This window comes from Pseudomonas crudilactis, from assembly GCF_013433315.1.
Classification (GTDB): domain Bacteria; phylum Pseudomonadota; class Gammaproteobacteria; order Pseudomonadales; family Pseudomonadaceae; genus Aquipseudomonas; species Aquipseudomonas crudilactis.
In genome coordinates, this window is record NZ_WXVV01000005.1 from 83,288 (window position 1) to 103,049 (window position 19,762).

The 19,762-nt window shown below is 60.2% G+C and carries 16 protein-coding genes; 6 read left to right on the forward strand and 10 right to left on the reverse strand.

Annotated elements, in window-relative coordinates:
- Nucleotides 1-69 precede the first annotated feature (69 nt).
- Nucleotides 70-2,676: a leucine--tRNA ligase gene (gene leuS, locus GTU76_RS07260; RefSeq protein ID WP_175553134.1), complete on the reverse strand. Its 2,607-nt coding sequence runs from the start codon at nucleotides 2,674-2,676 to the stop codon at nucleotides 70-72.
- A 255-nt stretch (nucleotides 2,677-2,931) separates the two neighbouring features.
- On the opposite strand from leuS, the gene GTU76_RS07265 reads away from it, so the two are divergent.
- Nucleotides 2,932-3,255, forward strand: coding sequence for a hypothetical protein (locus tag GTU76_RS07265; protein WP_016986130.1), 324 nt, complete (start codon nucleotides 2,932-2,934; stop codon nucleotides 3,253-3,255).
- A 105-nt stretch (nucleotides 3,256-3,360) separates the two neighbouring features.
- A complete protein-coding gene (locus GTU76_RS07270; RefSeq protein WP_016986131.1) occupies nucleotides 3,361-4,128 on the forward strand; it encodes a YdcF family protein in 768 nt (255 codons plus the stop codon).
- Nucleotides 4,129-4,170: 42 nt separating this feature from the next.
- Here GTU76_RS07270 and lnt read toward each other — a convergent pair whose 3' ends face one another.
- From lnt to miaB, 5 genes are all read right to left on the reverse strand, one after another.
- Nucleotides 4,171-5,694 (reverse strand): apolipoprotein N-acyltransferase, encoded by a 1,524-nt coding sequence (gene lnt, locus GTU76_RS07275; protein WP_180698334.1) that lies wholly within the window; start codon nucleotides 5,692-5,694, stop codon nucleotides 4,171-4,173.
- Between the two features lie 17 nt (nucleotides 5,695-5,711).
- Nucleotides 5,712-6,551, reverse strand: a complete 840-nt coding sequence (locus tag GTU76_RS07280) for a CorC family transporter (protein WP_007909641.1) — start codon at nucleotides 6,549-6,551, stop codon at nucleotides 5,712-5,714.
- A gap of 5 nt (nucleotides 6,552-6,556) precedes the next feature.
- Nucleotides 6,557-7,051 carry an rRNA maturation RNase YbeY gene (gene ybeY / locus GTU76_RS07285; protein ID WP_016986133.1) on the reverse strand — a complete coding sequence of 165 codons (495 nt, stop codon included), beginning with the start codon at nucleotides 7,049-7,051 and terminating at the stop codon, nucleotides 6,557-6,559.
- Nucleotides 7,044-8,042, reverse strand: a complete 999-nt coding sequence (locus tag GTU76_RS07290) for a PhoH family protein (RefSeq protein ID WP_008081076.1) — start codon at nucleotides 8,040-8,042, stop codon at nucleotides 7,044-7,046. Before GTU76_RS07290 ends, ybeY begins: the two co-directional genes overlap by 8 nt.
- Nucleotides 8,043-8,219: 177 nt before the next feature.
- Nucleotides 8,220-9,548 carry a tRNA (N6-isopentenyl adenosine(37)-C2)-methylthiotransferase MiaB gene (gene miaB, locus GTU76_RS07295; protein WP_180698335.1) on the reverse strand — a complete coding sequence of 443 codons (1,329 nt, stop codon included), beginning with the start codon at nucleotides 9,546-9,548 and terminating at the stop codon, nucleotides 8,220-8,222.
- 133 nt (nucleotides 9,549-9,681) lie between these two features.
- Between miaB and GTU76_RS07300 the strand changes: the two genes are divergently transcribed.
- Nucleotides 9,682-10,011, forward strand: a complete 330-nt coding sequence (locus tag GTU76_RS07300) for a DUF1820 family protein (protein ID WP_003185742.1) — start codon at nucleotides 9,682-9,684, stop codon at nucleotides 10,009-10,011.
- 64 nt (nucleotides 10,012-10,075) lie between these two features.
- Here GTU76_RS07300 and GTU76_RS07305 read toward each other — a convergent pair whose 3' ends face one another.
- From GTU76_RS07305 to GTU76_RS07320, 4 genes are all read right to left on the reverse strand, one after another.
- Nucleotides 10,076-10,630 carry a tetratricopeptide repeat protein gene (locus GTU76_RS07305; RefSeq protein WP_003228518.1) on the reverse strand — a complete coding sequence of 185 codons (555 nt, stop codon included), beginning with the start codon at nucleotides 10,628-10,630 and terminating at the stop codon, nucleotides 10,076-10,078.
- Nucleotides 10,631-10,855: 225 nt separating this feature from the next.
- A complete protein-coding gene (gene hemL / locus GTU76_RS07310) occupies nucleotides 10,856-12,139 on the reverse strand; it encodes a glutamate-1-semialdehyde 2,1-aminomutase (protein ID WP_180698336.1) in 1,284 nt (427 codons plus the stop codon).
- Between the two features lie 17 nt (nucleotides 12,140-12,156).
- Entirely contained in the window at nucleotides 12,157-12,780 is a 624-nt protein-coding gene (gene thiE / locus GTU76_RS07315) for a thiamine phosphate synthase (RefSeq protein WP_180698337.1), read from the reverse strand.
- Between the two features lie 18 nt (nucleotides 12,781-12,798).
- Nucleotides 12,799-13,596: a hydroxymethylpyrimidine/phosphomethylpyrimidine kinase gene (locus tag GTU76_RS07320; RefSeq protein ID WP_016986138.1), complete on the reverse strand. Its 798-nt coding sequence runs from the start codon at nucleotides 13,594-13,596 to the stop codon at nucleotides 12,799-12,801.
- 346 nt (nucleotides 13,597-13,942) lie between these two features.
- Between GTU76_RS07320 and GTU76_RS07325 the strand changes: the two genes are divergently transcribed.
- The 3 genes from GTU76_RS07325 (at nucleotide 13,943) to amn (ending at nucleotide 19,737) form a co-directional block, all read left to right on the forward strand.
- Nucleotides 13,943-16,297 (forward strand): hybrid sensor histidine kinase/response regulator, encoded by a 2,355-nt coding sequence (locus tag GTU76_RS07325; RefSeq protein WP_180698338.1) that lies wholly within the window; start codon nucleotides 13,943-13,945, stop codon nucleotides 16,295-16,297.
- A gap of 97 nt (nucleotides 16,298-16,394) precedes the next feature.
- Nucleotides 16,395-18,044: an acyl-CoA dehydrogenase family protein gene (locus tag GTU76_RS07330; protein ID WP_180698339.1), complete on the forward strand. Its 1,650-nt coding sequence runs from the start codon at nucleotides 16,395-16,397 to the stop codon at nucleotides 18,042-18,044.
- A 193-nt stretch (nucleotides 18,045-18,237) separates the two neighbouring features.
- On the forward strand, nucleotides 18,238-19,737 hold the full coding sequence (gene amn, locus GTU76_RS07335) for an AMP nucleosidase (protein WP_016986142.1): 1,500 nt from the start codon (nucleotides 18,238-18,240) through the stop codon (nucleotides 19,735-19,737).
- Nucleotides 19,738-19,762 lie beyond the last annotated feature (25 nt).

Genomic DNA, 19,762 nt, shown 5'->3' on the forward strand with positions numbered 1-19,762 from the left:
ACCACGTGGGCCGACTGTACGGCCCGAAAGGTTTTACTTGGCGTCAGGCGAACCTGACGCCCGATCCAATTAGCTGGCGACGATGTTGACCAGTTTCCCCGGTACAACGATCACTTTACGAATAGTCAGGCCGTCGACAAAGCGCAGCACGTTCTCGTTGACGCGAGCAGCAGCTTCGACTTCTTCACGCGTTGCGGTGGCCGGCATCTCGATCTGCCCACGCAGTTTGCCATTGACCTGGATGACCAGGGTCAGGCTGTCTTGGACAAGCGCGGATTCGTCGACCACAGGCCAGCCAGCGTCGATCACCGGATCGCTGTGACCCAGTTGATTCCACAGCTCGTGGCTGATGTGAGGCGTGATAGGCGCGAGCAGCAAAGTCACGGCTTCCAGACCTTCGTGAACCAGTGCACGATCCTGTTCGGTACCCTGAGCGGCTTTTTCCAGCACGTTCATCAGCGTCATCACCTGAGCGATGGCGGTGTTGAATTTGTGGTTCTGGCCGACGTCATGGCTGGCCTGTTTGATGGCCAGGTGGATCGCACGGCGAACGGCTTTCTGTTCGTCGTTCAGGCTGGCGATGTCCAGGTTACCCGGCAGGCCCTGAGAGACATGGGCCTGGGCCAGACGCCAGACGCGCTTGAGGAAACGGTGCGAGCCTTCAACACCCGAGTCGGACCATTCCGCGCTCATGTCAGGCGGCGAGGCGAACATCATGAACAGGCGGCAAGTGTCGGCGCCGAACTGGTCGATCATCGACTGTGGGTCGACGCCGTTGTTCTTCGACTTGGCCATCTTCTCGGTGCCACCGATTTCCACCGGCAGACCGTCGGATTTCAGCTTGGCGCTGATGACCTTGGCTTTGCTGTCGCGCTCAAGTTCCACGTCCGCCGGGTTGAACCAGGTGTAGGCACCATTGGCTTCGCGACGGTAGTATGTCTCGGCGATCACCATGCCTTGGGTCAGCAGGTTCTTGAACGGCTCGTTGGAACTGACCAGACCTTCGTCACGCATAAGCTTGTGGAAGAAGCGCGCGTAGAGCAGGTGCAGAATCGCGTGTTCGATACCGCCGATGTACTGATCGACCGGCAGCCAATGGTCAGCGGCGGATTTTTCCACCAGGCCACCTTCAAAGTGCGGCGAGGCGTAACGGGCGTAGTACCACGACGACTCGACGAAAGTGTCCATGGTGTCGGTTTCACGCTTGGCAGGCTGGCCGCATTTCGGACAAGCGCATTCGTAAAACTCAGGCATGCGCGCCAGCGGCGAACCGGCGCCGTCCGGCACCACGTCTTCCGGCAGGACTACAGGCAGTTGATCTTCCGGTACCGGCACGTCACCGCACGCATCGCAGTGGATGATCGGGATCGGGCAGCCCCAGTAGCGCTGGCGGCTGATGCCCCAGTCGCGCAGACGGAACTGGGTACGCGAGGCGCCCAGTTCTTTCTTGATCAGGGCGACTTCCATGGCGTCGAACGCACCGGCGAAGTCGAGACCGTCAAACTCACCGGAGTTGATCAGCGTGCCGTGCTCGCCGTAGGCGTCTTGCCACGGGGCAGGGTTGGTGTCGCCAGAGCTGGTACGCACTACCGATTTGACCGGCAGGTTGTACTTGTGGGCGAATTCGAAATCGCGCTCGTCGTGCGCCGGTACAGCCATGACTGCGCCGTCGCCGTAGTGCATCAGCACGTAGTTGGCGACCCAGACCGGGAGTTTTTCACCGGTCAGCGGGTGCTCGACGAACAGGCCGGTTGGCAGGCCTTTCTTCTCTTGCGTGGCAACGTCGGCTTCGGCAACGCTGCCGCCCTTGCATTCAGCGATGAACGCTTGCAGTTCGGTGTTGTTTTTTGCCGCCAGCGTGGCCAGTGGATGCTCGGCAGCCACGGCGACATAGGTCGCGCCCATCAGGGTGTCCGGACGGGTAGTGAAGACTTTGAGGGTGCCGGCTTCACCGATCGAGTCGACGTTGTACGGGAACTGCACTTCCATGCCACGGGATTTGCCAATCCAGTTGCGCTGCATGGTCTTGACCTGTTCAGGCCAGCCAGTCAGTTCGTCAAGGCTCTCCAGCAGCTCATCCGCATAAGCGGTGATCTTGAAGTAGTACATCGGGATTTCGCGCTTTTCGATCAGCGCGCCGGAACGCCAGCCGCGACCGTCGATCACCTGTTCGTTAGCCAGAACGGTCTGGTCGATCGGGTCCCAGTTCACGGTGCCGTTTTTACGGTAGATCACACCTTTTTCGAACAGGCGAGTGAACAGCCATTGTTCCCAACGGTAGTAATCAGGCTTGCAGGTGGTGACTTCGCGCGACCAGTCGACTGCCAGACCCAGGCTGCGCAGCTGGGTTTTCATGTAGGCGATGTTTTCGTAGGTCCACTTGGCGGGCGCCACGTTGTTTTTCATCGCGGCGTTTTCCGCCGGCATGCCGAACGCGTCCCAACCCATCGGTTGCAGAACGTTCTTGCCTTGCATGCGCTGGTAGCGGGAGATCACGTCGCCGATGGTGTAGTTGCGCACGTGCCCCATGTGTAGCTTGCCGCTGGGGTAAGGGAACATCGACAGGCAGTAGTAAGTCTCCTTGCCTGGCTGTTCACTGACTTCAAAGGACTTTTGCTCGTCCCAGAACGACTGGGCGGCGGCTTCGATTTCACGGGGCTGATATTGTTCGTGCATGGCTACTTTTGTACTGGATAGGGGTGGCCTAATCCTCTTCAACGCAGGTTCCGGGGTTGGCCCGGACGAGCTGGAAGTGGAATTACAGGAAGCGCCGTAGCATACATGACCGCGCTTGGCCTAGGGAAACCCTGATTACAGCTGTTTGGTACGGCAAATCCATGACGAGGGCCGTTGGTCGCGGCGTGCAGCCGGTTTGTGCAGCGAAGCTAAGCTCTAACTGGGGAGTGAGTCTTATCTTCAATGAGGTGAGGGATGGTGGAGCAACGGCAGAAAAACGTCACGAAACCTGAGTTGTACGAGCGGTTGATGAACCGTCTGGGCATGGCCCTGGATGCTGCCAAAACCGCTGACCGGCTGCGCGACGAGCGCCCCTTGGAACTGGAATTGCGTGGCTTGAGCCCCGCCGAGTTCAAACTGGTCAAGGCCTATCTGGATCGTAGTGAACGTGAAACGCATGGATGCTTGTCGCAGGCAGTGAAGCAGCTCGATGCAGCACATTCGGCCAAGGTCATCTGGCTCAAGGACAAGGCGCCCGGCAGAGACACCGTCAAGGTACGGGCTTTGCAGGCCAAGTAAGCGCATGGCAGGTCATGAAGCGGATCTTTTTCAACAGGATCCCACCCTATCGGTTGTCGCGTTGTATTAACCCACTTAGGCTTCGGGCATCTTTGGAGATGCCCGATGCCTTTTCGTTATTTCATCAAACAACTTCTATTGCCGCCCGGCATTCTTTTGCTGCTGTTGCTGATTGCCTGGTGGCTGCGCCGCTCGCGGCCCCGGCTCGCTGGCGTGTGCTTTGCCATTGGGTTTGGTGGTTTCTGCCTGATGAGTCTGCCGGTGGTCGTGCAATGGGGCGCCAGGTCTCTGGAGCGCGAGCCGCCGCTGGCCCGTGAAGAATGGGCAACGCTGGCGCAGCGCGCCGATGCCATTGTGGTGCTGGGCTCCGGGCGTGAGCGCGGTGATCTGGCCTGGGGTGAGGATCAGCCGACCGGTGTGGGGCTTGAGCGTCAGCGCTATGCCGCGCGGCTGGCCAAGGCATCCGGGTTGCCGATTCTGACCAGTGGTGGGCTGCATTATGGTACGCCGCCGACGGAGGCGAAGTTGATGGCGGATTCATTGCGTGACGACTTCGATGTTGGGGTGCGTTGGCAGGAGGGTGAAAGCCGCACCACATGGGAAAACGCCAGATTCACTGCGAATATTTTGTTGCCGCAAGGGATCAAGCGTGTGGTTGTGATTACTCAGGCCTGGCACATGCCGCGAGCGGTGTGGAGTTTTCAGCAGGCGGGGTTTGAAGTGGTTCCGGCGCCAGTGGGGTTTCTGGGTACCGATAACGCAAGACCTTTCGGTGGCTGGCTGCCGGAGTTCAAATCGATCTGGCAGAGCGGACAACTGTTGAATGAAGCGGTGGGGCAGGTGGGGTATTCACTGTTTTACCGGGCTGAATGATCATTCCCACGCGGAGCGTGGGAATGATCGCTGTCGGGGGCTTTAAAGCGTTTTCGACATCCGGCTCGCCATCAGTGCCCAGCCAAACAGCAGCACGCAAACAATCATCAGCGGCCACGAACGGTATTGCAGATACGGCGTCAGGTTATGCATTGGCACCACCTCACCATAGAGCACGCCCTGTTCAAACTGCGGAATCTGCTCGGTGATCTGCCCGAAAGGGTTGATCAGCCCGGTCACACCGTTGTTGGTCGCGCGAATCATCCAGCGGCCCGCTTCCAGCGCACGCATCTGCGCCATTTGCAAATGTTGCAGCGGGCCGATCGAGGTGCCGAACCAGGTGTCATTGCTGATCGTCAGCAACAGATCGCTGCGTGCCGACAGGCCTGCGGCGAAGTCCGGGTACACCACTTCGTAGCAGATGAACGGCGCAACCTGATACCCCTTGGCCTGCAACAGCGCCTGATCGGCCGGGCCGCGGGCAAAGTCGGACATCGGCAGGTCGAAGAATGCGATCAAACCACGCAGGATGTCCTGCAGTGGCACGTATTCACCGAACGGCACCAGTTTTTGCTTGAGGTAAGTACCGTCGCCTTCGCCCACCACGGTGATACCGTTGAAGAAGCGTCTTTCGTGACGGACCATTTCGCGAATCGGCACACCGGTGATCAGCGCTGATTTACGCTCGGCGGCGAAGTTGCCCATCATGTTCAGATAGCCCTCGGCAGACTCCTTGAGCACCGGCACGGCGGTTTCCGGCCAGATCAGCAGATCCACTGGTTTGGAGCGGAAACTCAGATCCCGGTACAGGGCCAGTTGCGCGTTGAGTTCGGCCGGGTCCCATTTCATGCTTTGCGCGACGTTGCCCTGAATCGCAGCAACGCTCAGCGGCGCGCCCGACGGACTGGTCCAGGCGTGACCCTTGAGCGCAATGCCCGCTGCCCACGGCCCGATCAGCAGTACCAAGCCCGCCACCACAAAGCCTTTGCGCCCGGTCTGCAGCAACCGTGGAGCGTTGTAGATCAGCGCCGCGGTCAGCGCCAGAGTGAACGACACCAGCCACATGCCGCCGACCGGCGCGAGCCCGGCCAGCGGGCCATCGAGTTGGCTGTAACCTGAATACAGCCACGGGAAACCGGTGAGGAACCAGCCACGAAACATTTCCTGTGCCACCCACAGGGCGGCAAATGCCAAGGCATCGGCCAGCGGCGCTTCGTTACGGCGCAACCAGCGCGCCCATAACCAGGCGGGCAGGGCGAAGAACCAGGCAATCGCCGCCGTGAACAACAGCATCAGGAATCCGGCCAGCAGCACCGAAGCGCCACCGAAGTGGTGAATGCTGTAATAGATCCAACTGGTGCCGGCGCCGAACAGGCCGAAACCGAAACACCAGCCACGGCCCAGTGCCTGACGCGGGCTCAGTTCACGCAAGCCGGCATAGAACAGGCCGACCGCCAGCAAAGCCAGCGGCCAGATATTGAAAGGCGCCAGAGCGAAGGTGGTGATTGCACCGGCCGCCACGGCCAGCAGGTTACCGGGCCAGCCGGGGCGGGTTGTCCAGCGCATTTCAATCCTTAGAGGTATTACCGGGCGATAGGGGTCAGTCGCAGCAAGTGAATCCGACGGCTGTCGGCGTTCAGGATGCGGAAACGATAGGCGCCGATTTCAGTGATTTCGTTGCGTTTTGGCAAGTGCCCGAACGCGCTCATCACCAGGCCGCCGACGGTGTCGAACTCATCGTCGGAGAATTCGCTGTCGAAGAACTCGTTGAAGTTCTCGATCGGCGTCAGGGCCTTGATCAGGAAGTCGCCGCTCGGCAGTGGTTTGATGTAGCTGTCTTCTTCGACGTCGTGCTCGTCTTCGATGTCGCCGACGATCTGCTCCAGCACGTCCTCGATGGTCACCAGACCGGCCACGCCGCCGTATTCGTCGATGACGATGGCCATGTGGTTGTGGTTGGCGCGGAATTCGCGCAGCAACACGTTCAGGCGCTTGGACTCCGGCACGAACGTGGCCGGGCGCAGCAGATCCTTGATGTTGAAGCTGTCGCCGTTCTCCTTGAGGATCAGCGGCAGCAGATCCTTGGCCAGCAGCACGCCCATCACGTCGTCATGGCTTTCGCCGATGACCGGATAGCGCGAGTGGGCCGAGTCGACCACGGCCGGGAGGAATTCACGGGGTGTCTGGGTCGCCTTGATGCTGATCATCTGCGAGCGCGGCACCATGATGTCGCGTACTTGCAGGTCAGCCACCTGAATGGCGCCTTCGACGATGGCCAGCGCTTCGCTGTCCAGCAGTTTGTTCTGATGTGCATCACGCAGCAGCTCGAGGAGCTCCTGACGGTTCTTCGGCTCGTGGGCAAAAGCCTGGGTCAGTTTACCCAGCCATGACTTCTGCCCGTTGCTCGATCGATCTTCGCTCATAGCGATTACTCTGAATCCTTTGTTGTAACGATAGGGGATGTTTCGGGTTCGTCGTCCGCGTACGGATCGGGATAGCCCAATTCGGCAAGCAACTCGCGTTCCAGTGCTTCCATTTCTTCGGCTTCTTCGTCATCTATATGGTCGTAACCGAGCAGATGCAAGCAGCCGTGAATGACCAGATGTGCCCAGTGGGCCTTTAGTTCCTTGCCTTGTTCTGCGGCTTCGCGCTCGACCACGGCCACGCAGATCACCAGATCGCCGAGCAATGGGATGTCGAGAAACTCGTCGGGCACTTCAGCCGGGAACGACAGGACGTTGGTCGCGTAATCCTTGTGGCGCCAGGTGTGGTTGAGCTCGCGGCCTTCCTCCTCGTCGACCAGACGAATGGTCATTTCCGAGTCGGCGGTGCGCTGGCGCAGGGCCAGTTCGCACCACCGGCGGAAGTCGGCTTCACTCGGCGCGTTCGCGTCAGTCGCGATTTGCAGGTCTAGCTCAAGCATTTCGCGAGGTGTCCTTGGGGGCTTCGTCACGGTTTTCGAAGCGCTCGTAGGCTTCGACGATCCGCTGTACCAAAGGATGGCGCACGACGTCTTTGGGCTGGAAGTGCGTGAAGCTGATGCCCGGCACGTCTTTGAGCACTTCGATCACATGATGCAAGCCGGACTTGGTGCCTTTCGGCAGGTCGACCTGGGTGATGTCACCGGTGATGACCGCTGTAGAGCCGAAGCCGATCCGGGTCAGGAACATTTTCATCTGTTCGACGGTGGTGTTCTGACTCTCGTCGAGAATGATGAAGCTGTTGTTCAGCGTGCGACCGCGCATGTAGGCCAGTGGCGCAACCTCGATCACCTGACGTTCGATCAGCTTGGCGACGTATTCGAAGCCGAGCATTTCGTAAAGTGCGTCGTAGAGCGGGCGCAGGTACGGGTCGATCTTCTGCGACAGGTCGCCGGGCAGGAAGCCGAGTTTCTCACCCGCTTCAACCGCCGGACGCACCAGCAGGATGCGCCGGATCTGCTCGCGTTCCAGTGCATCGACAGCGCAGGCCACGGCCAGATAAGTCTTGCCGGTACCGGCCGGACCGATGCCGAAGTTGATGTCGTTGCCGAGGACTTCCTTGACGTAGCGCAACTGATTCAAGCCGCGCGGGCGAATCATGCCTTTCTTGGTGCGCAGGGCAACAGAAGCTTCGGCGGGGGCGTGGTTGTCCAGCTCGACCACGGCCGATTCCTGCAGGAACAGGTGAACCGTATCTGGCGACAGCTCTGAACCTTTGGTTTCCCGGTACAGGCGACGAATCAGATTTTCCGCAGACGTGGTGTGTTTGGGGTCGCCGATCAGCTCGAACTGGTTTCCGCGGTTGCGGATCTCGATCGTCAGGCGCTGTTCGATCAAGCGCAAATGCTCGTCGAATTGCCCGCACAGATTGGCGAAGCGGCGAGCCTCAAAGGGCTCGAGGATAAAACGATGTGGTTCTATGGGTGCGTTCAAGGTCGTATTCAGCCGCCCTGGGGCAATTAAGATGAAATCAAGGATAACGCCAGAGGCCTGGGGGCGAAAGCTCTTAAATATTCTTGTCGTCGACACCGTCAAGATCGCAGCCTTCGGCAGCTCCTACAGGGGAATGTAATCCATGTAGGAGCTGCCGAAGGCTGCGATCTTTTGCATTTATTGGATCAGCGAGCCGCGCAGCGAGTGCGGTTGCGCCGCGTCGATGTGTACATCAGCAAACTGACCAATCAGGGTCGGATTGTCGCAGCGGAAGTTGACGATACGATTATTCTCGGTACGCCCCTGCAACTCGCCCGGGTCTTTCTTCGAATAATCGGTCACCAGAATGCGCTGGATCGAACCGACCATTTGTCGGCTGATTTCGAAACCTTGCTGATTCAAGCGATGCTGCAGCGCGTTCAGGCGTTCTTTTTTCAACTCTTCCGGAGTTTCGTCGGCCAGATCTGCAGCCGGAGTGCCCGGGCGCTGGCTGTAAACGAACGAGTAGGAAAAGTCGAAACCGACGTCGGCAATCAGCTTCATGGTCTGTTCGAAATCTTTCTCGGTCTCGCCGGGGAAACCGACGATGAAGTCCGAGCTGATGCAGATGCCCGGTACCGCCGCGCGCAGTTTGCGCAGCTTGGATTTGTACTCCAGCGCCGTGTGGTTGCGCTTCATCGCCGCGAGAATCCGGTCGGAGCCCGATTGCACCGGCAAATGCAGGTGCTTCACCAGCTCCGGCACGTCGGCGTGGGCCTGGATCAGGCTGTCGGAAAACTCCAGCGGGTGCGAAGTGGTGTAGCGAATGCGGTCGATGCCGTCGATGGCGGCGACGACGCGGATCAGCTCGGCGAGATCAGCCAGACGACCGTCATGGGTCGTACCGCGATAGCCGTTGACGTTCTGCCCCAGCAGCGTCACTTCACGCACGCCGTTTTCGGCTAGGTGAATGACTTCGGCGACCACGTCATCGAACGGCCGGCTGACTTCTTCACCTCGGGTGTAAGGCACCACGCAGAACGTGCAGTACTTGCTGCAGCCTTCCATTACTGACACATAGGCGCTCGGACCGTCGATACGCGGCTCGGGCAGGTGGTCGAATTTTTCGATTTCCGGGAACGAGACGTCGACTTGCGGCAGCTTGGTGATGCGCGCGGCGTCGATCATTTCTGGCAGGCGGTGCAGGGTCTGCGGGCCAAAGACCACGTCGACGTAAGGCGCGCGATCACGGATCGCCGCGCCTTCCTGGCTGGCCACGCAACCGCCGACGGCGATCACCATGTCCGGGTTGGCCAGTTTCAGTTCGCGCCAGCGACCGAGCTGCGAATACACGCGATCCTGGGCGCGCTCGCGGATCGAGCAGGTGTTGAGCAGGATCACGTCGGCGTCTTCTGCACGCGCGGTGACTTCCAGGGCCTGATGTTCACCCAGCAGATCGACCATGCGCGAGCTGTCGTACTCGTTCATCTGGCAACCGTGGGTTTCGATGTAAAGCTTCTTGGCCATGGATTAGGGTCATCACGTGATTCAAAGAACCCGGCATTATAGGGAACAAGCCCGCAGGTTCCTACCGCTGCGCGTCCAGCGGCTATGCTATAGTTTGCGCCCTCATTTTTATCCCCGATGTTATCCCCCCGCCATGACCAAACGCGAAGCTCCAATCTATAAGGTGATTTTCCTCAACCAGGGCCAGGTGTTCGAAATGTACGCCAAGCAGATCTATCAAAGTGATCTGTGGGGCTTTCTGGAAGTGGAAGAGTTCGTCTTTGGCGAGCGCACGCAAGTGGTCGTCGATCCGAGCGAAGAAAAGCTCAAGGCGCAGTTCGAAGGTGTGGTGCGCAGCTTTGTGCCGATGCATTCGATTGTGCGCATCGACGAAGTGGAACGTCTGGGCACCCCGAAAATCAGCGAAGCCCGTGGCGCGGTCGGCAATGTGATGCCGTTTCCGATGCCGATGCCTGAAAAGTAAAACCGAGTCGCCTCATTCGCGAGCAAGCTCGCTCGCGAAGGGGCCGGAAAGGTCGGCGCAAAAATCAGGGAAGAGGCGAAAACGGCGTACGCCCATCAGCGCTCTGCAGTTCCATCAGGTATTTACGGAAAATTTGCCCGAGCACCTGGGTCGCGGTTTCGAGATCTTCGCGGGACATTTTTTCGGAAACTTCGTCGGCTGTATCCAGCGCGTCTTCAGCGCCGTTGACTGCGGCCATCTTCAGCACGATGTACGCCTGAATGTTGTTGGCCTGCACGCCTTCGCCGTGGAAGAACATCGTGCCGAGTTTGAATTGCGCCTGTGCGTGGCCTTGCAGCGAGGCCTTTTCGAAATAGCTCAGGGCTTGATTGAGGTCGCGCGGCGCATTCTTGCCATCGTAGTAGAACTCACCCAACTCGTATTGCGCTTGTGCATCCCCTTCGTCCGCCGCCTTCTGGCAGGCGGCCAGTGCCTGCGTGACGTCTTGCGGCTGAGTATTGAGGGTGCAACGACCCATCGCCGGGATCAACAACGAGTTGCCGCCTGCTTGTGCATGCGCGAGCAGGGGCTGAAGGAGCAACAGGCAGCCCAAGGCAAGGGTGCGGCCGGTGCGGTTCATGGGAATCGACTTACCTCTGAAGGGCACGCGGACCCATCGAGGGATCCAATAAGCGCGCATTATGAAATAAGCAGGGCCAACCTTACAAAGTCTTTACTCGTTTTTCTGCTGCACGGGGAATATATCGCCCACTTTATGGGAGATTTTTAGCAGGAGCGTTGGAAAAACGGCTTGGATGTAGGTAAACGCTGACGCTGGCGATAGCCAACGTCAGCGGTACAGCGATTACTTCAATGCAGCGAAGGCGCGTTCGGCAGCGTCCAGTGTCAGTTTCAGCTCGGTTTCGCCATGAGCGATCGAGGTGAAACCGGCTTCGAAGGCGCTCGGTGCCAGGTACACGCCACCTTCCAGCATCAGGTGGAAGAAGCGACCGAACAGTGCAGCGTCGCTGGCCATCACGTCTTCAAAGGTGACGATGTCGTCGGCGCCGCTGAAGTACAGACCGAACATGCCACCTGCCTGGGTAGTCACGAACGGGATGCCTGCCGCGTCGGCGCGCTGTTGCAAACCGTCGAGCAGGCGCGTGGTGTAGTCGGTCAGCTCGGCGTGGAAACCCGGACGGCTGATCAGGCGCAGCGTGGTCAAACCAGCGGCCATGGCCAGCGGGTTACCCGATAACGTGCCGGCCTGATACACCGGACCCAGCGGCGCAATGCGTTCCATGATTTCGCGCTTGCCGCCGAAGCAACCGACCGGCATGCCGCCGCCGATGATCTTGCCGAAGGTGGTCAGATCAGGATTTACCCCGTAGTACGCCTGGGCACCGCCGAGGGCGACGCGGAAACCGGTCATCACTTCGTCGAAAATCAGCACCACGCCATGCTTGTCGCACAGCGAACGCAAGCCTTCGAGGAAGCCCGGCGCCGGTGGTACGCAGTTCATGTTGCCGGCCACCGGCTCAACAATAATGCACGCCACCTCGTCGCCCACTTCAGCGAGCATCTTTTCCACCGCGTCGATGTCGTTGAACGGCAGGGTCAGGGTGTGTTTGGCGAAGGCCGCCGGTACACCGGCCGAGCTCGGCACGCCTTGGGTCAGGGCGCCGGAACCGGCCTTGACCAGCAGGCTGTCGGAGTGACCGTGGTAGCAGCCTTCGAATTTGATGATGCTGTCACGACCGGTGTAACCACGGGCCAGACGGATCGCGCTCATGGTCGCTTCGGTGCCGGAGCTGACCATGCGCACCATGTCCATCGATGGCACCAGCGAGCAGACCAGATCGGCCATCTCGGTTTCCATCGCGGTCGGCGCGCCGTACGACAAGCCGTGTTGCAGTTGATTGCGCACAGCGTCCAGCACGTCCGGGTGGCTGTGGCCGAGGATCATCGGGCCCCACGAACCAACGTAATCGACATAACGCTTGTCGTCTTCGTCAGTCACGTAAGCGCCTTCAGCGTGTTTGAAGAACAGCGGGGTGCCGCCAACGCTCTTGAATGCGCGGACTGGCGAGTTCACGCCACCGGGAATGTGTTTCTGGGCGTTGGCAAACAGGGTTTCGGAACGAGACATGATCGGGCTCTCAATCTTCAGGATTTGAACAATTCGTTGAATGCGCGGGCGCGGCGGGTCACTTCGGCGGTGTTTTCGGCACCAAACAAACCGTGGACTACCGCGAGCAGGTCGACCCCGTGGGCTACGAGCGGCGCGGCGTTGTCGAGGGTGATGCCGCCAATCGCGCAGATCGGCAGGTGCAACGTGCGCTTGGCTTCGTCGAGCAGATCGAGGCCGCAGGTCGGCGCGCCGGGCTTGGTGTTGGAATTGAAGAAGCGACCGAAGGCGACATAACTCGCGCCTTCTTTGGCCGCTTGTTCGGCCAGCGCGAATTGCGCGTGGCAGGTCGAACCGATGATCGCTTTCGAACCGAGCAGGGCGCGGGTCGGCGACAGTGGGCCGTCGGTCTGGCCGAGGTGCACGCCGACGTTGAGGCGCGCGGCCAGTTCGGCGTCATCGTTGATGATCAACTGCGTCTTGTAGCGCTCGCACAGATCGCGCAACGCTTCGGCCTCACGCAAACGGCGGGCCTCGTCGCTGCTCTTGTCGCGGTATTGCAGCAGGGTGACGCCGCCTTCCAGCGCCGCCTCTACATAAGACAGAAACTTGCCGGCCAGCAATTGGCTGTCGGTAATGGCATACAGGCCACGTAGTTTCATCGGGCAGACCTCACGACGTTACGAGCAGAAATCCAGCGGCAGGCGACGCGGGACGAACTGGCCTTTGCCCAGTTGTTCGGCATCGCGCAGGGTGCGCCAGGTGTAATCCAAAGCACTGCGCACAGCACTGGCCAGGTGTTCGCCCTGAGCCAATCGACCGGCCAAAGCGCTGGCCAATGTGCAACCGGAACCGTGATAGCTGCCCGGCAGACGCTGGCAGACAAAGGTTTCACGCAGACCGTCGCGGCTGTACACGCGGTTGTGGATTTCAGTTTCGTCGCCATGGCCGCCGGTGATCAGCAGGTTTTTGACGAACGGCAGGAGTTTTTCAGCGCACTCGTCCGCGGTGCCTTCGGGCAGTTCGGCGAGAATGCGCGCTTCAGGAAGGTTGGGGGTGGCAATGATCGACAGCGGCAGCAGACGCTCGCGCATCGCATAGCCGACCTCGTCCTTGCCCAGGCGTCCGCCGCCACCGGCGCGCAGCACCGGGTCGCAGACCACCGGCAAGTGCGGGTGCGCCGAAAGCAGTTCGACAACAGTGTCGACCATTTCCAGCGAACCGAGCATGCCCAGTTTCACTGCAGCGACTTCGGAGTCATTGAGCACGGCATTGGCCTGGGCCAATACCCACTCACGGTCGAGGACGCGGAAGTCAGTGACATTGACGGTGTCTTGCACGGTCAGGGCGGTGACGGCCGGAGCCGCATGGCAACCCTGCGCGAGCAGGGCTTCGATATCTGCCTGCAAGCCGGCGCCACCACTTGGGTCGTGGCCGGAGAGACAGAGGACAACGGGGCGGGAGCTGTAGATATTCATGGTGCGCGAGCTTACCACCAAAGCTGATTTTCGGGTGTGGGTGGAACAGCAAGATCAAAAGATCGCAGCCCGCGGCCGCTCCTGCACTGAGCGCATTCCACTGGAGGCACCGCCGCAGGCTGCCATCGTTTGATCGACCTGACCAACCGAACAGCTCTAGCTCGCTGCTTTGCTCTGGAACGCCCGTTCTAGAGCCTTTGTAGGAAAAGTTTCGATGGTGCTCAATGGCCATCAACGGCTATGCTAGTCTGGATCCAAACCAATAACAGGTAATACCGGTTTTACGTCTACTCAAAAGGAATGGGGGGCTTCCTGACACAACCGGATGAGCCACGCTGGGGCTTCAATGCGCTATTTGCTGATGTTGCTGTTCTGCTTGCCCCTCATGGCGAGCGCCGTCGAATTCGACGAGTTTACTCAGAGCCTTCCTCTGGGCCGGTCGCTGCAAGTGTTCGAAGACCCGAGTGGTCAGGCGAGCATTGCCGATGTTCGCGCGCAGGCTGCCGCCGGCAATTTCAAAGCCCACGATAAAGACACGCTCAATGCCGGTTACTCGCGCTCAGCGTTCTGGCTGAAGATCGACCTGCATTACCGTCCGAGCAATCCCGCTGCCCAACGCACCTGGCTGCTGGAGTTGGCGTATCCACCGCTCGATCATCTCGACCTCTATACGGCCGACGCCAGTGGCGACTACCGCCTCGTCCGGCAAACCGGCGACGCCTTGCCGTTCGCCAGCCGCGAGATTCGCCAGAACAATTATTTGTTCGACCTTTCATTCAAGCCGGATCAACAGCAAACCGTATATCTGCGACTGGCCAGTGAAGGCTCGGTTCAGGCGCCGGTAACGTTGTGGTCGAGTACCGCGTATCTCGAAGATCAGCCGGTGCGCCTGTATGTGCTGGGCGTCATTTATGGGGTGCTGCTGGGGATGGTTGTCTACAACCTGTTCATCTTCCTCAGCGTGCGCGACACCAGTTACCTCTATTACATCTTCTATATCGCCTCGTTCGGCCTTTATCAGCTGTCGGTGAACGGCGCGGCGGTGGAGTATTTCTGGCCGGAGAATCCTTGGTGGGCCAACGCGGCTACGCCATTTTTCATCGGCTGTGCGGGGCTGTTCGGCAGTCAGTTTGCCCGCAGTTTCCTGCAGACCAAAAACCATAGCCGCTGGCTTGATCGCTTGCTGATTGCACTGATCGCGTTCGGCGCGCTGGTGGTCGGTTTGTCGCTGATGACCAGTTACGCGCTGTCGCTGCGTCTGGCGACGATATTGGCACTGACCTTCACCGTGGTCATTTTTGCCGCAGGGATTCTGGCCTGGTGGCGCGGTTTGCGCGTGGCACGCTATTTCATCATCGCGTGGTCGGCATTTCTGCTCGGCGGCATCGTCAACACGCTGATGGTGCTCGGCCTGCTGCCGAACGTATTCCTGACCATGTACGCCAGCCAGATCGGCTCGGCCATTGAAGTGGCGCTGTTGTCGCTGGCGCTGGCCGACCGTATCAACGCGATGCGCGAGCAGCAGGCGCAGACGCTGTACGACGCCGGGCAGAAACTCGAAGTGCTCAACCAGCAACTGGCGCACAGCAACAAGCTCAAAGATGAGTTTTTGGCGACCCTGACCCACGAACTGCGCACGCCGATGAACGGTGTAATCGGTTCGCTGGAACTGATGCAGACCGTCGAGCTGGATCCGGAACTTGAGCAATACCAACAGACCGCCGCCGGTTCCGCGCGGGACATGATGCGCATGGTCAACGGCATCCTCACCCTTACCGAATTGCAGGCCGGCAAGCTCAAGGCGTCGCCGGGCAGTTTCAGCCTGCGCGCAGTGGTTGAAGCGTTGCGTGTGCAGTTCGACGGCAACGCAGCGAGCAAGTCGCTGGACTTCAAGGTCGAGGTGCTGCCAACCCTGCCGGATCGCCTGCACGGCGACAGCGCCAAGCTCGCGCAATGTCTGGAATGCCTGCTCGATAATGCAATCAAGTTCACCCGTGTCGGTGGGTTGGCGTTGCGCGTGACGGGCAAACCGTCGACGGGCAATCGTCTGGCACTGTCGTTCGCAGTGATCGACACTGGCATCGGTTTCACCGATCTGGGCGAAGCGACCATGTACCAGCGCTTCTTCCAGCTCGACGGTTCGATGACCCGCGAATATGGCGGATTGGGCGTCGGCCTGGCGATCTGCCGACAGTTGGTCGAGCTGCTTGGTGGCAAGCTGACCCATCGCTCCGAGCCAGGGCACGGCAGCCGCTTCCAGCTGGACGTCGAGTTTGAACTACCGGTGGTTGAGCCTGCGCCAAACTCGCTGCCTTCGCGCGATTGCCTGCGTGCCCCGCAGGACTGCACGGTGTTGCTGGTGGACGACAACAGCGTCAACCAATTGGTGATGCGCGGCATGTTGCTCAAGCTCGGTTTCCGCGTGCGCACTGCTGATCACGGCGCGGCGGCACTGGACAGCCTGCAGCGGGAAACCTTCGATGCGGTGCTGATCGATTGTCAGATGCCCGCCCCTGAAGGCACGTCCTTGTGCTGCCTGATTCACGCTATGCCGGGCTGTGCCAACCTGCCGGTGTTCATGCTCGCATTGACCGCCGACCGAGAGCTTTGCGCCACGGGAGCACCGGTCGATTACCTGAACAAACCGGTGAAATTCGAGGAATTGCAATCCGCACTGGAGCGTCGCGTATTGTGCTGTTGATAGGGTAAAAGCGCCGCAAATTCGGCGTTTATGACACTTTGATCGGCTTGGGGGCGGTGCTTAACTGACCGCTCCGGTTGATTCAAGGAGCCCCTTCATGAACCTGCATCAGTTCGCCGAAACCCACGAAGTCACCAACCAGCCACCGTCGCTGGACGGCACCAACCTCTACCGCATCGACCTGCCGTTACAGGAGTGGTCGCGCAGGTTCGGCGCCGGTTGGGCCGAGTCGCGGATCGATGCCTACGGTGCGCTCGCCGGCGGGCCGTTGATGGAAGCCGGGTTCCTCGCCAATCAGAACAAACCAGCGTTCGCCAGCCATGACCGCTACGGCCATCGCATCGATCTGGTGGAATTTCATCCGGCCTATCACGAGCTGATGCGCACGGCGATCGAGCATGGCCTGACTTCGCTGCCATGGGCGCATCCACAGGATGGCGCCCACGTCGCACGCGCCTCGATGACTTATTTGCACAGCCAAGCCGAGGCCGGCAGCGGTTGCCCGTTGACCATGACCTTCGCCAGCGTGCCGGCCCTGCGTTTGCAGGCGAATATCGCTGAGCAGTGGCTGCCGAAAGTCCTCTCCAGCGAATACGACCCGCGCAACGTCGGCATGGCGCACAAGGCCGGCGTGACCATCGGCATGGCCATGACCGAGAAACAGGGCGGAACCGATGTGCGTGCCAACACCACCAAGGCTTATCCGGTCGGCGCCAGCGGCCCGGGTCAGGCCTATGAGCTGGTCGGGCACAAGTGGTTCTGCTCGGCGCCGATGTGCGATGCCTTCCTGACGCTGGCGCAAACCGACAAGGGCTTGAGCTGTTTCCTGCTGCCACGGCATCGTCCGGACGACACGCGCAATCAGTTCTACATCCAGCGTCTGAAAAACAAACTCGGCAACCAGTCCAACGCCTCCAGCGAAGTGGAGTTTCGGGGCGCGCTGGCATGGATGGTCGGCGAAGAAGGGCGCGGCGTGCCAACCATCATCGAGATGGTGGCGATGACCCGCTTCGATTGCATGGTCGGTTCCAGTGCGTTGATGCGTCAGGCGCTGACCCAGGCCAGCCACCACTGCGCGCACCGCAAGGTCGGCGGCAAGTTGCTCAGCGAACAGCCGTTGATGCAGAACGTGCTGGCCGATCTGGCCCTGGAAAGCGAAGCCGCGCTAGCCCTCAGTTTGCGCATGGGCAAGGCGCTGGATCATCTGGACGATCGCCACGAAGCGCAATTCGCGCGGCTGGTGACAGCAGTGGGCAAGTATTGGATCTGCAAACGCGCGCCGGCGATGATCAACGAAGCGGCCGAGTGCATGGGCGGCGCCGGGTATGTCGAGGACAGCATTCTGCCGCGCCTGTACCGCGAGGCGCCGGTGAACTCGACGTGGGAAGGCTCGGGGAATGTGCAGTGCCTGGATGTGCTGCGGGCGTTGTCGAAAGAACCGGGTGTGCTGGATGTGTTGTTCAGCGAGCTCGGTGATGGGCATGGCGACAAGCGTCTGGCTGCGCATATTCAGCAATTGCAGGTGCAGTTCAAGGATACGAGCGACATTCAGTATCGGGCGCGGCAGTTGACTGAAGATATTGCGCTGGGGTTGCAGGCCAAGCTGTTGCTGGAGGCCGGTAACTCAGCGGTCAGCGATGCCTTCATTGCCAGCCGTCTGAGCGGTGGCGGCCGGGTGTACGGCGCCTTGCCGCGTGGGCTGGACGTCGAAGCCATCGTCGCCCGCTCAACCCCACAAGGTTTCTGAACGCTATCTCCCCAACACTACAAAACCCTGTGGGAGCGAGCTTGCTCGCGAAAGCGGTACATCAGTCGACATCCATGTTGAATGACAAACCGGATTCGCGAGCAAGCTCGCTCCCACATGGGATATCCGTTGATGGGGAGATTTGGGTACACCCACAACGCCACTGTTCCCGTGACGCCACGATGCAGGCAAGATGAAGCTCTGCAAGTCAGAACACAGGAAGCTGATCGTGACCGAAGCGTTTATTGTCGTTCAAACCGCCGAACAAGCCGTGGACCGTCTGGCCGAGTTGCATGAGCGGGCCACCACTGCGCTGAATTCGGCGCTCAAGCGTTACCTCAAGGATCGCGTCGAACCCGACGCTGCGCAGCGTGCTCTGTTTCGTTATCCCGAACTGCGTCTGACCTACCATTGCCAGGGCGAAGTCCCGCAGACCACCCGCGCTTATGCCAAGGTGCAACTGCCAGGCACTTACAGCGTCACCGTCACCCACCCGGCGGCATTCCGCAAATACCTGCTCGAACAACTTGTGCCGTTGATGCACGATTTCACCGTGACCGTGGAAGTCGGCGTCAGTCAGCAGAACATTCCGTATCCGTACGTGGTCGAGCAGGGCGATGAACTCGCCGGCTCCGGCGTCACCGCTGCCGTGCTGGCGCGGGTGTTCCCGAGTACCGACCTGTCCGCCGCCACCGATGGCATCGCCGACGGTCTCTATGACTGGGAAAACACTGATCCGCTGCCGCTGGCGCTGTTCGACGCCGCGCGTGTGGATTTCTCGCTGCGCCGTCTGGTGCATTACACCGGCAGCGACTGGCGCCATGTGCAGCCGTGGATTCTGCTGACCAACTATCACCGCTACGTTGACCAATTCATCGTTCATGGTCTGGAGCAGTTGCGCCGCGATCCGCGTTTTGTGCGCATGGTGTTGCCGGGCAACGTGATCATCGAGAAGGGCATGGATCACGGCGAAGCGTCGGCGATTGCCGCCGGTGTGGTCTGGCACCGTTATCAGATGCCGGCCTATCACCTGATCGCCAGCGATGGCCACGGCGTCACGCTGGTCAACATCGGTGTCGGGCCGTCCAACGCCAAGAACATCACCGACCACTTGGCGGTGCTGCGTCCGCATTGCTGGCTGATGATCGGCCACTGCGGTGGCCTGCGTCAGTCGCAGACCATTGGCGACTACGTGCTGGCTCACGCTTATATGCGTCGCGATGGCATTCTCGACCGTGTGGTGCCGCCGAACATTCCGATCCCGGCACTGGCCGAAGTGCAAATGGCGCTGCAACAAGCAGCGGCGAATGTCACCGGCGAGAAGGGCGATGACCTGAAAAAACGCCTGCGCACCGGCACCGTGCTGACCTACGACGACCGTAACTGGGAGCTGCGCTGGGCGCAGGAACGGCCGTTGATCAACCTGTCCCGCGCCGTGGCGGTGGACATGGAAAGCGGCACGATTGCCGCGCAGGGTTACCGCTTGCGAGTGCCGTACGGCACGTTGCTCTGCGTTTCGGACAAACCGCTGCACAGCGAAATCAAGCTGCCGGGTTCGGCCAACGCCTTCTATGAACGCGCGGTCAGCCAGCACTTGAAGATCGGCATCGAAGCGGTGGACCTGCTGCGCACCGAACTCAACTCGCTGCACTCGCGCAAACTGCGCAGCTTCGACGAGCCGCCGTTCCGTTAACGGTTAGTCGTGGTCATTTGGCGGT

Bases quoted from the DNA above. Each gene is read 5' to 3' on its own strand.
- leuS (WP_175553134.1), bottom strand. From the start codon at position 2,676: ATGCACGAACAATATCAGCCCCGTGAAATCGAAGCCGCCGCCCAGTCG.
- GTU76_RS07265 (WP_016986130.1), top strand. From the start codon at position 2,932: ATGGTGGAGCAACGGCAGAAAAACGTCACGAAACCTGAGTTGTACGAG.
- GTU76_RS07270 (WP_016986131.1), top strand. From the start codon at position 3,361: ATGCCTTTTCGTTATTTCATCAAACAACTTCTATTGCCGCCCGGCATT.
- lnt (WP_180698334.1), bottom strand. From the start codon at position 5,694: ATGCGCTGGACAACCCGCCCCGGCTGGCCCGGTAACCTGCTGGCCGTG.
- GTU76_RS07280 (WP_007909641.1), bottom strand. From the start codon at position 6,551: ATGAGCGAAGATCGATCGAGCAACGGGCAGAAGTCATGGCTGGGTAAA.
- ybeY (WP_016986133.1), bottom strand. From the start codon at position 7,051: ATGCTTGAGCTAGACCTGCAAATCGCGACTGACGCGAACGCGCCGAGT.
- miaB (WP_180698335.1), bottom strand. From the start codon at position 9,548: ATGGCCAAGAAGCTTTACATCGAAACCCACGGTTGCCAGATGAACGAG.
- GTU76_RS07300 (WP_003185742.1), top strand. From the start codon at position 9,682: ATGACCAAACGCGAAGCTCCAATCTATAAGGTGATTTTCCTCAACCAG.
- GTU76_RS07305 (WP_003228518.1), bottom strand. From the start codon at position 10,630: ATGAACCGCACCGGCCGCACCCTTGCCTTGGGCTGCCTGTTGCTCCTT.
- hemL (WP_180698336.1), bottom strand. From the start codon at position 12,139: ATGTCTCGTTCCGAAACCCTGTTTGCCAACGCCCAGAAACACATTCCC.
- thiE (WP_180698337.1), bottom strand. From the start codon at position 12,780: ATGAAACTACGTGGCCTGTATGCCATTACCGACAGCCAATTGCTGGCC.
- GTU76_RS07320 (WP_016986138.1), bottom strand. From the start codon at position 13,596: ATGAATATCTACAGCTCCCGCCCCGTTGTCCTCTGTCTCTCCGGCCAC.
- GTU76_RS07325 (WP_180698338.1), top strand. From the start codon at position 13,943: ATGCGCTATTTGCTGATGTTGCTGTTCTGCTTGCCCCTCATGGCGAGC.
- GTU76_RS07330 (WP_180698339.1), top strand. From the start codon at position 16,395: ATGAACCTGCATCAGTTCGCCGAAACCCACGAAGTCACCAACCAGCCA.
- amn (WP_016986142.1), top strand. From the start codon at position 18,238: ATGAAGCTCTGCAAGTCAGAACACAGGAAGCTGATCGTGACCGAAGCG.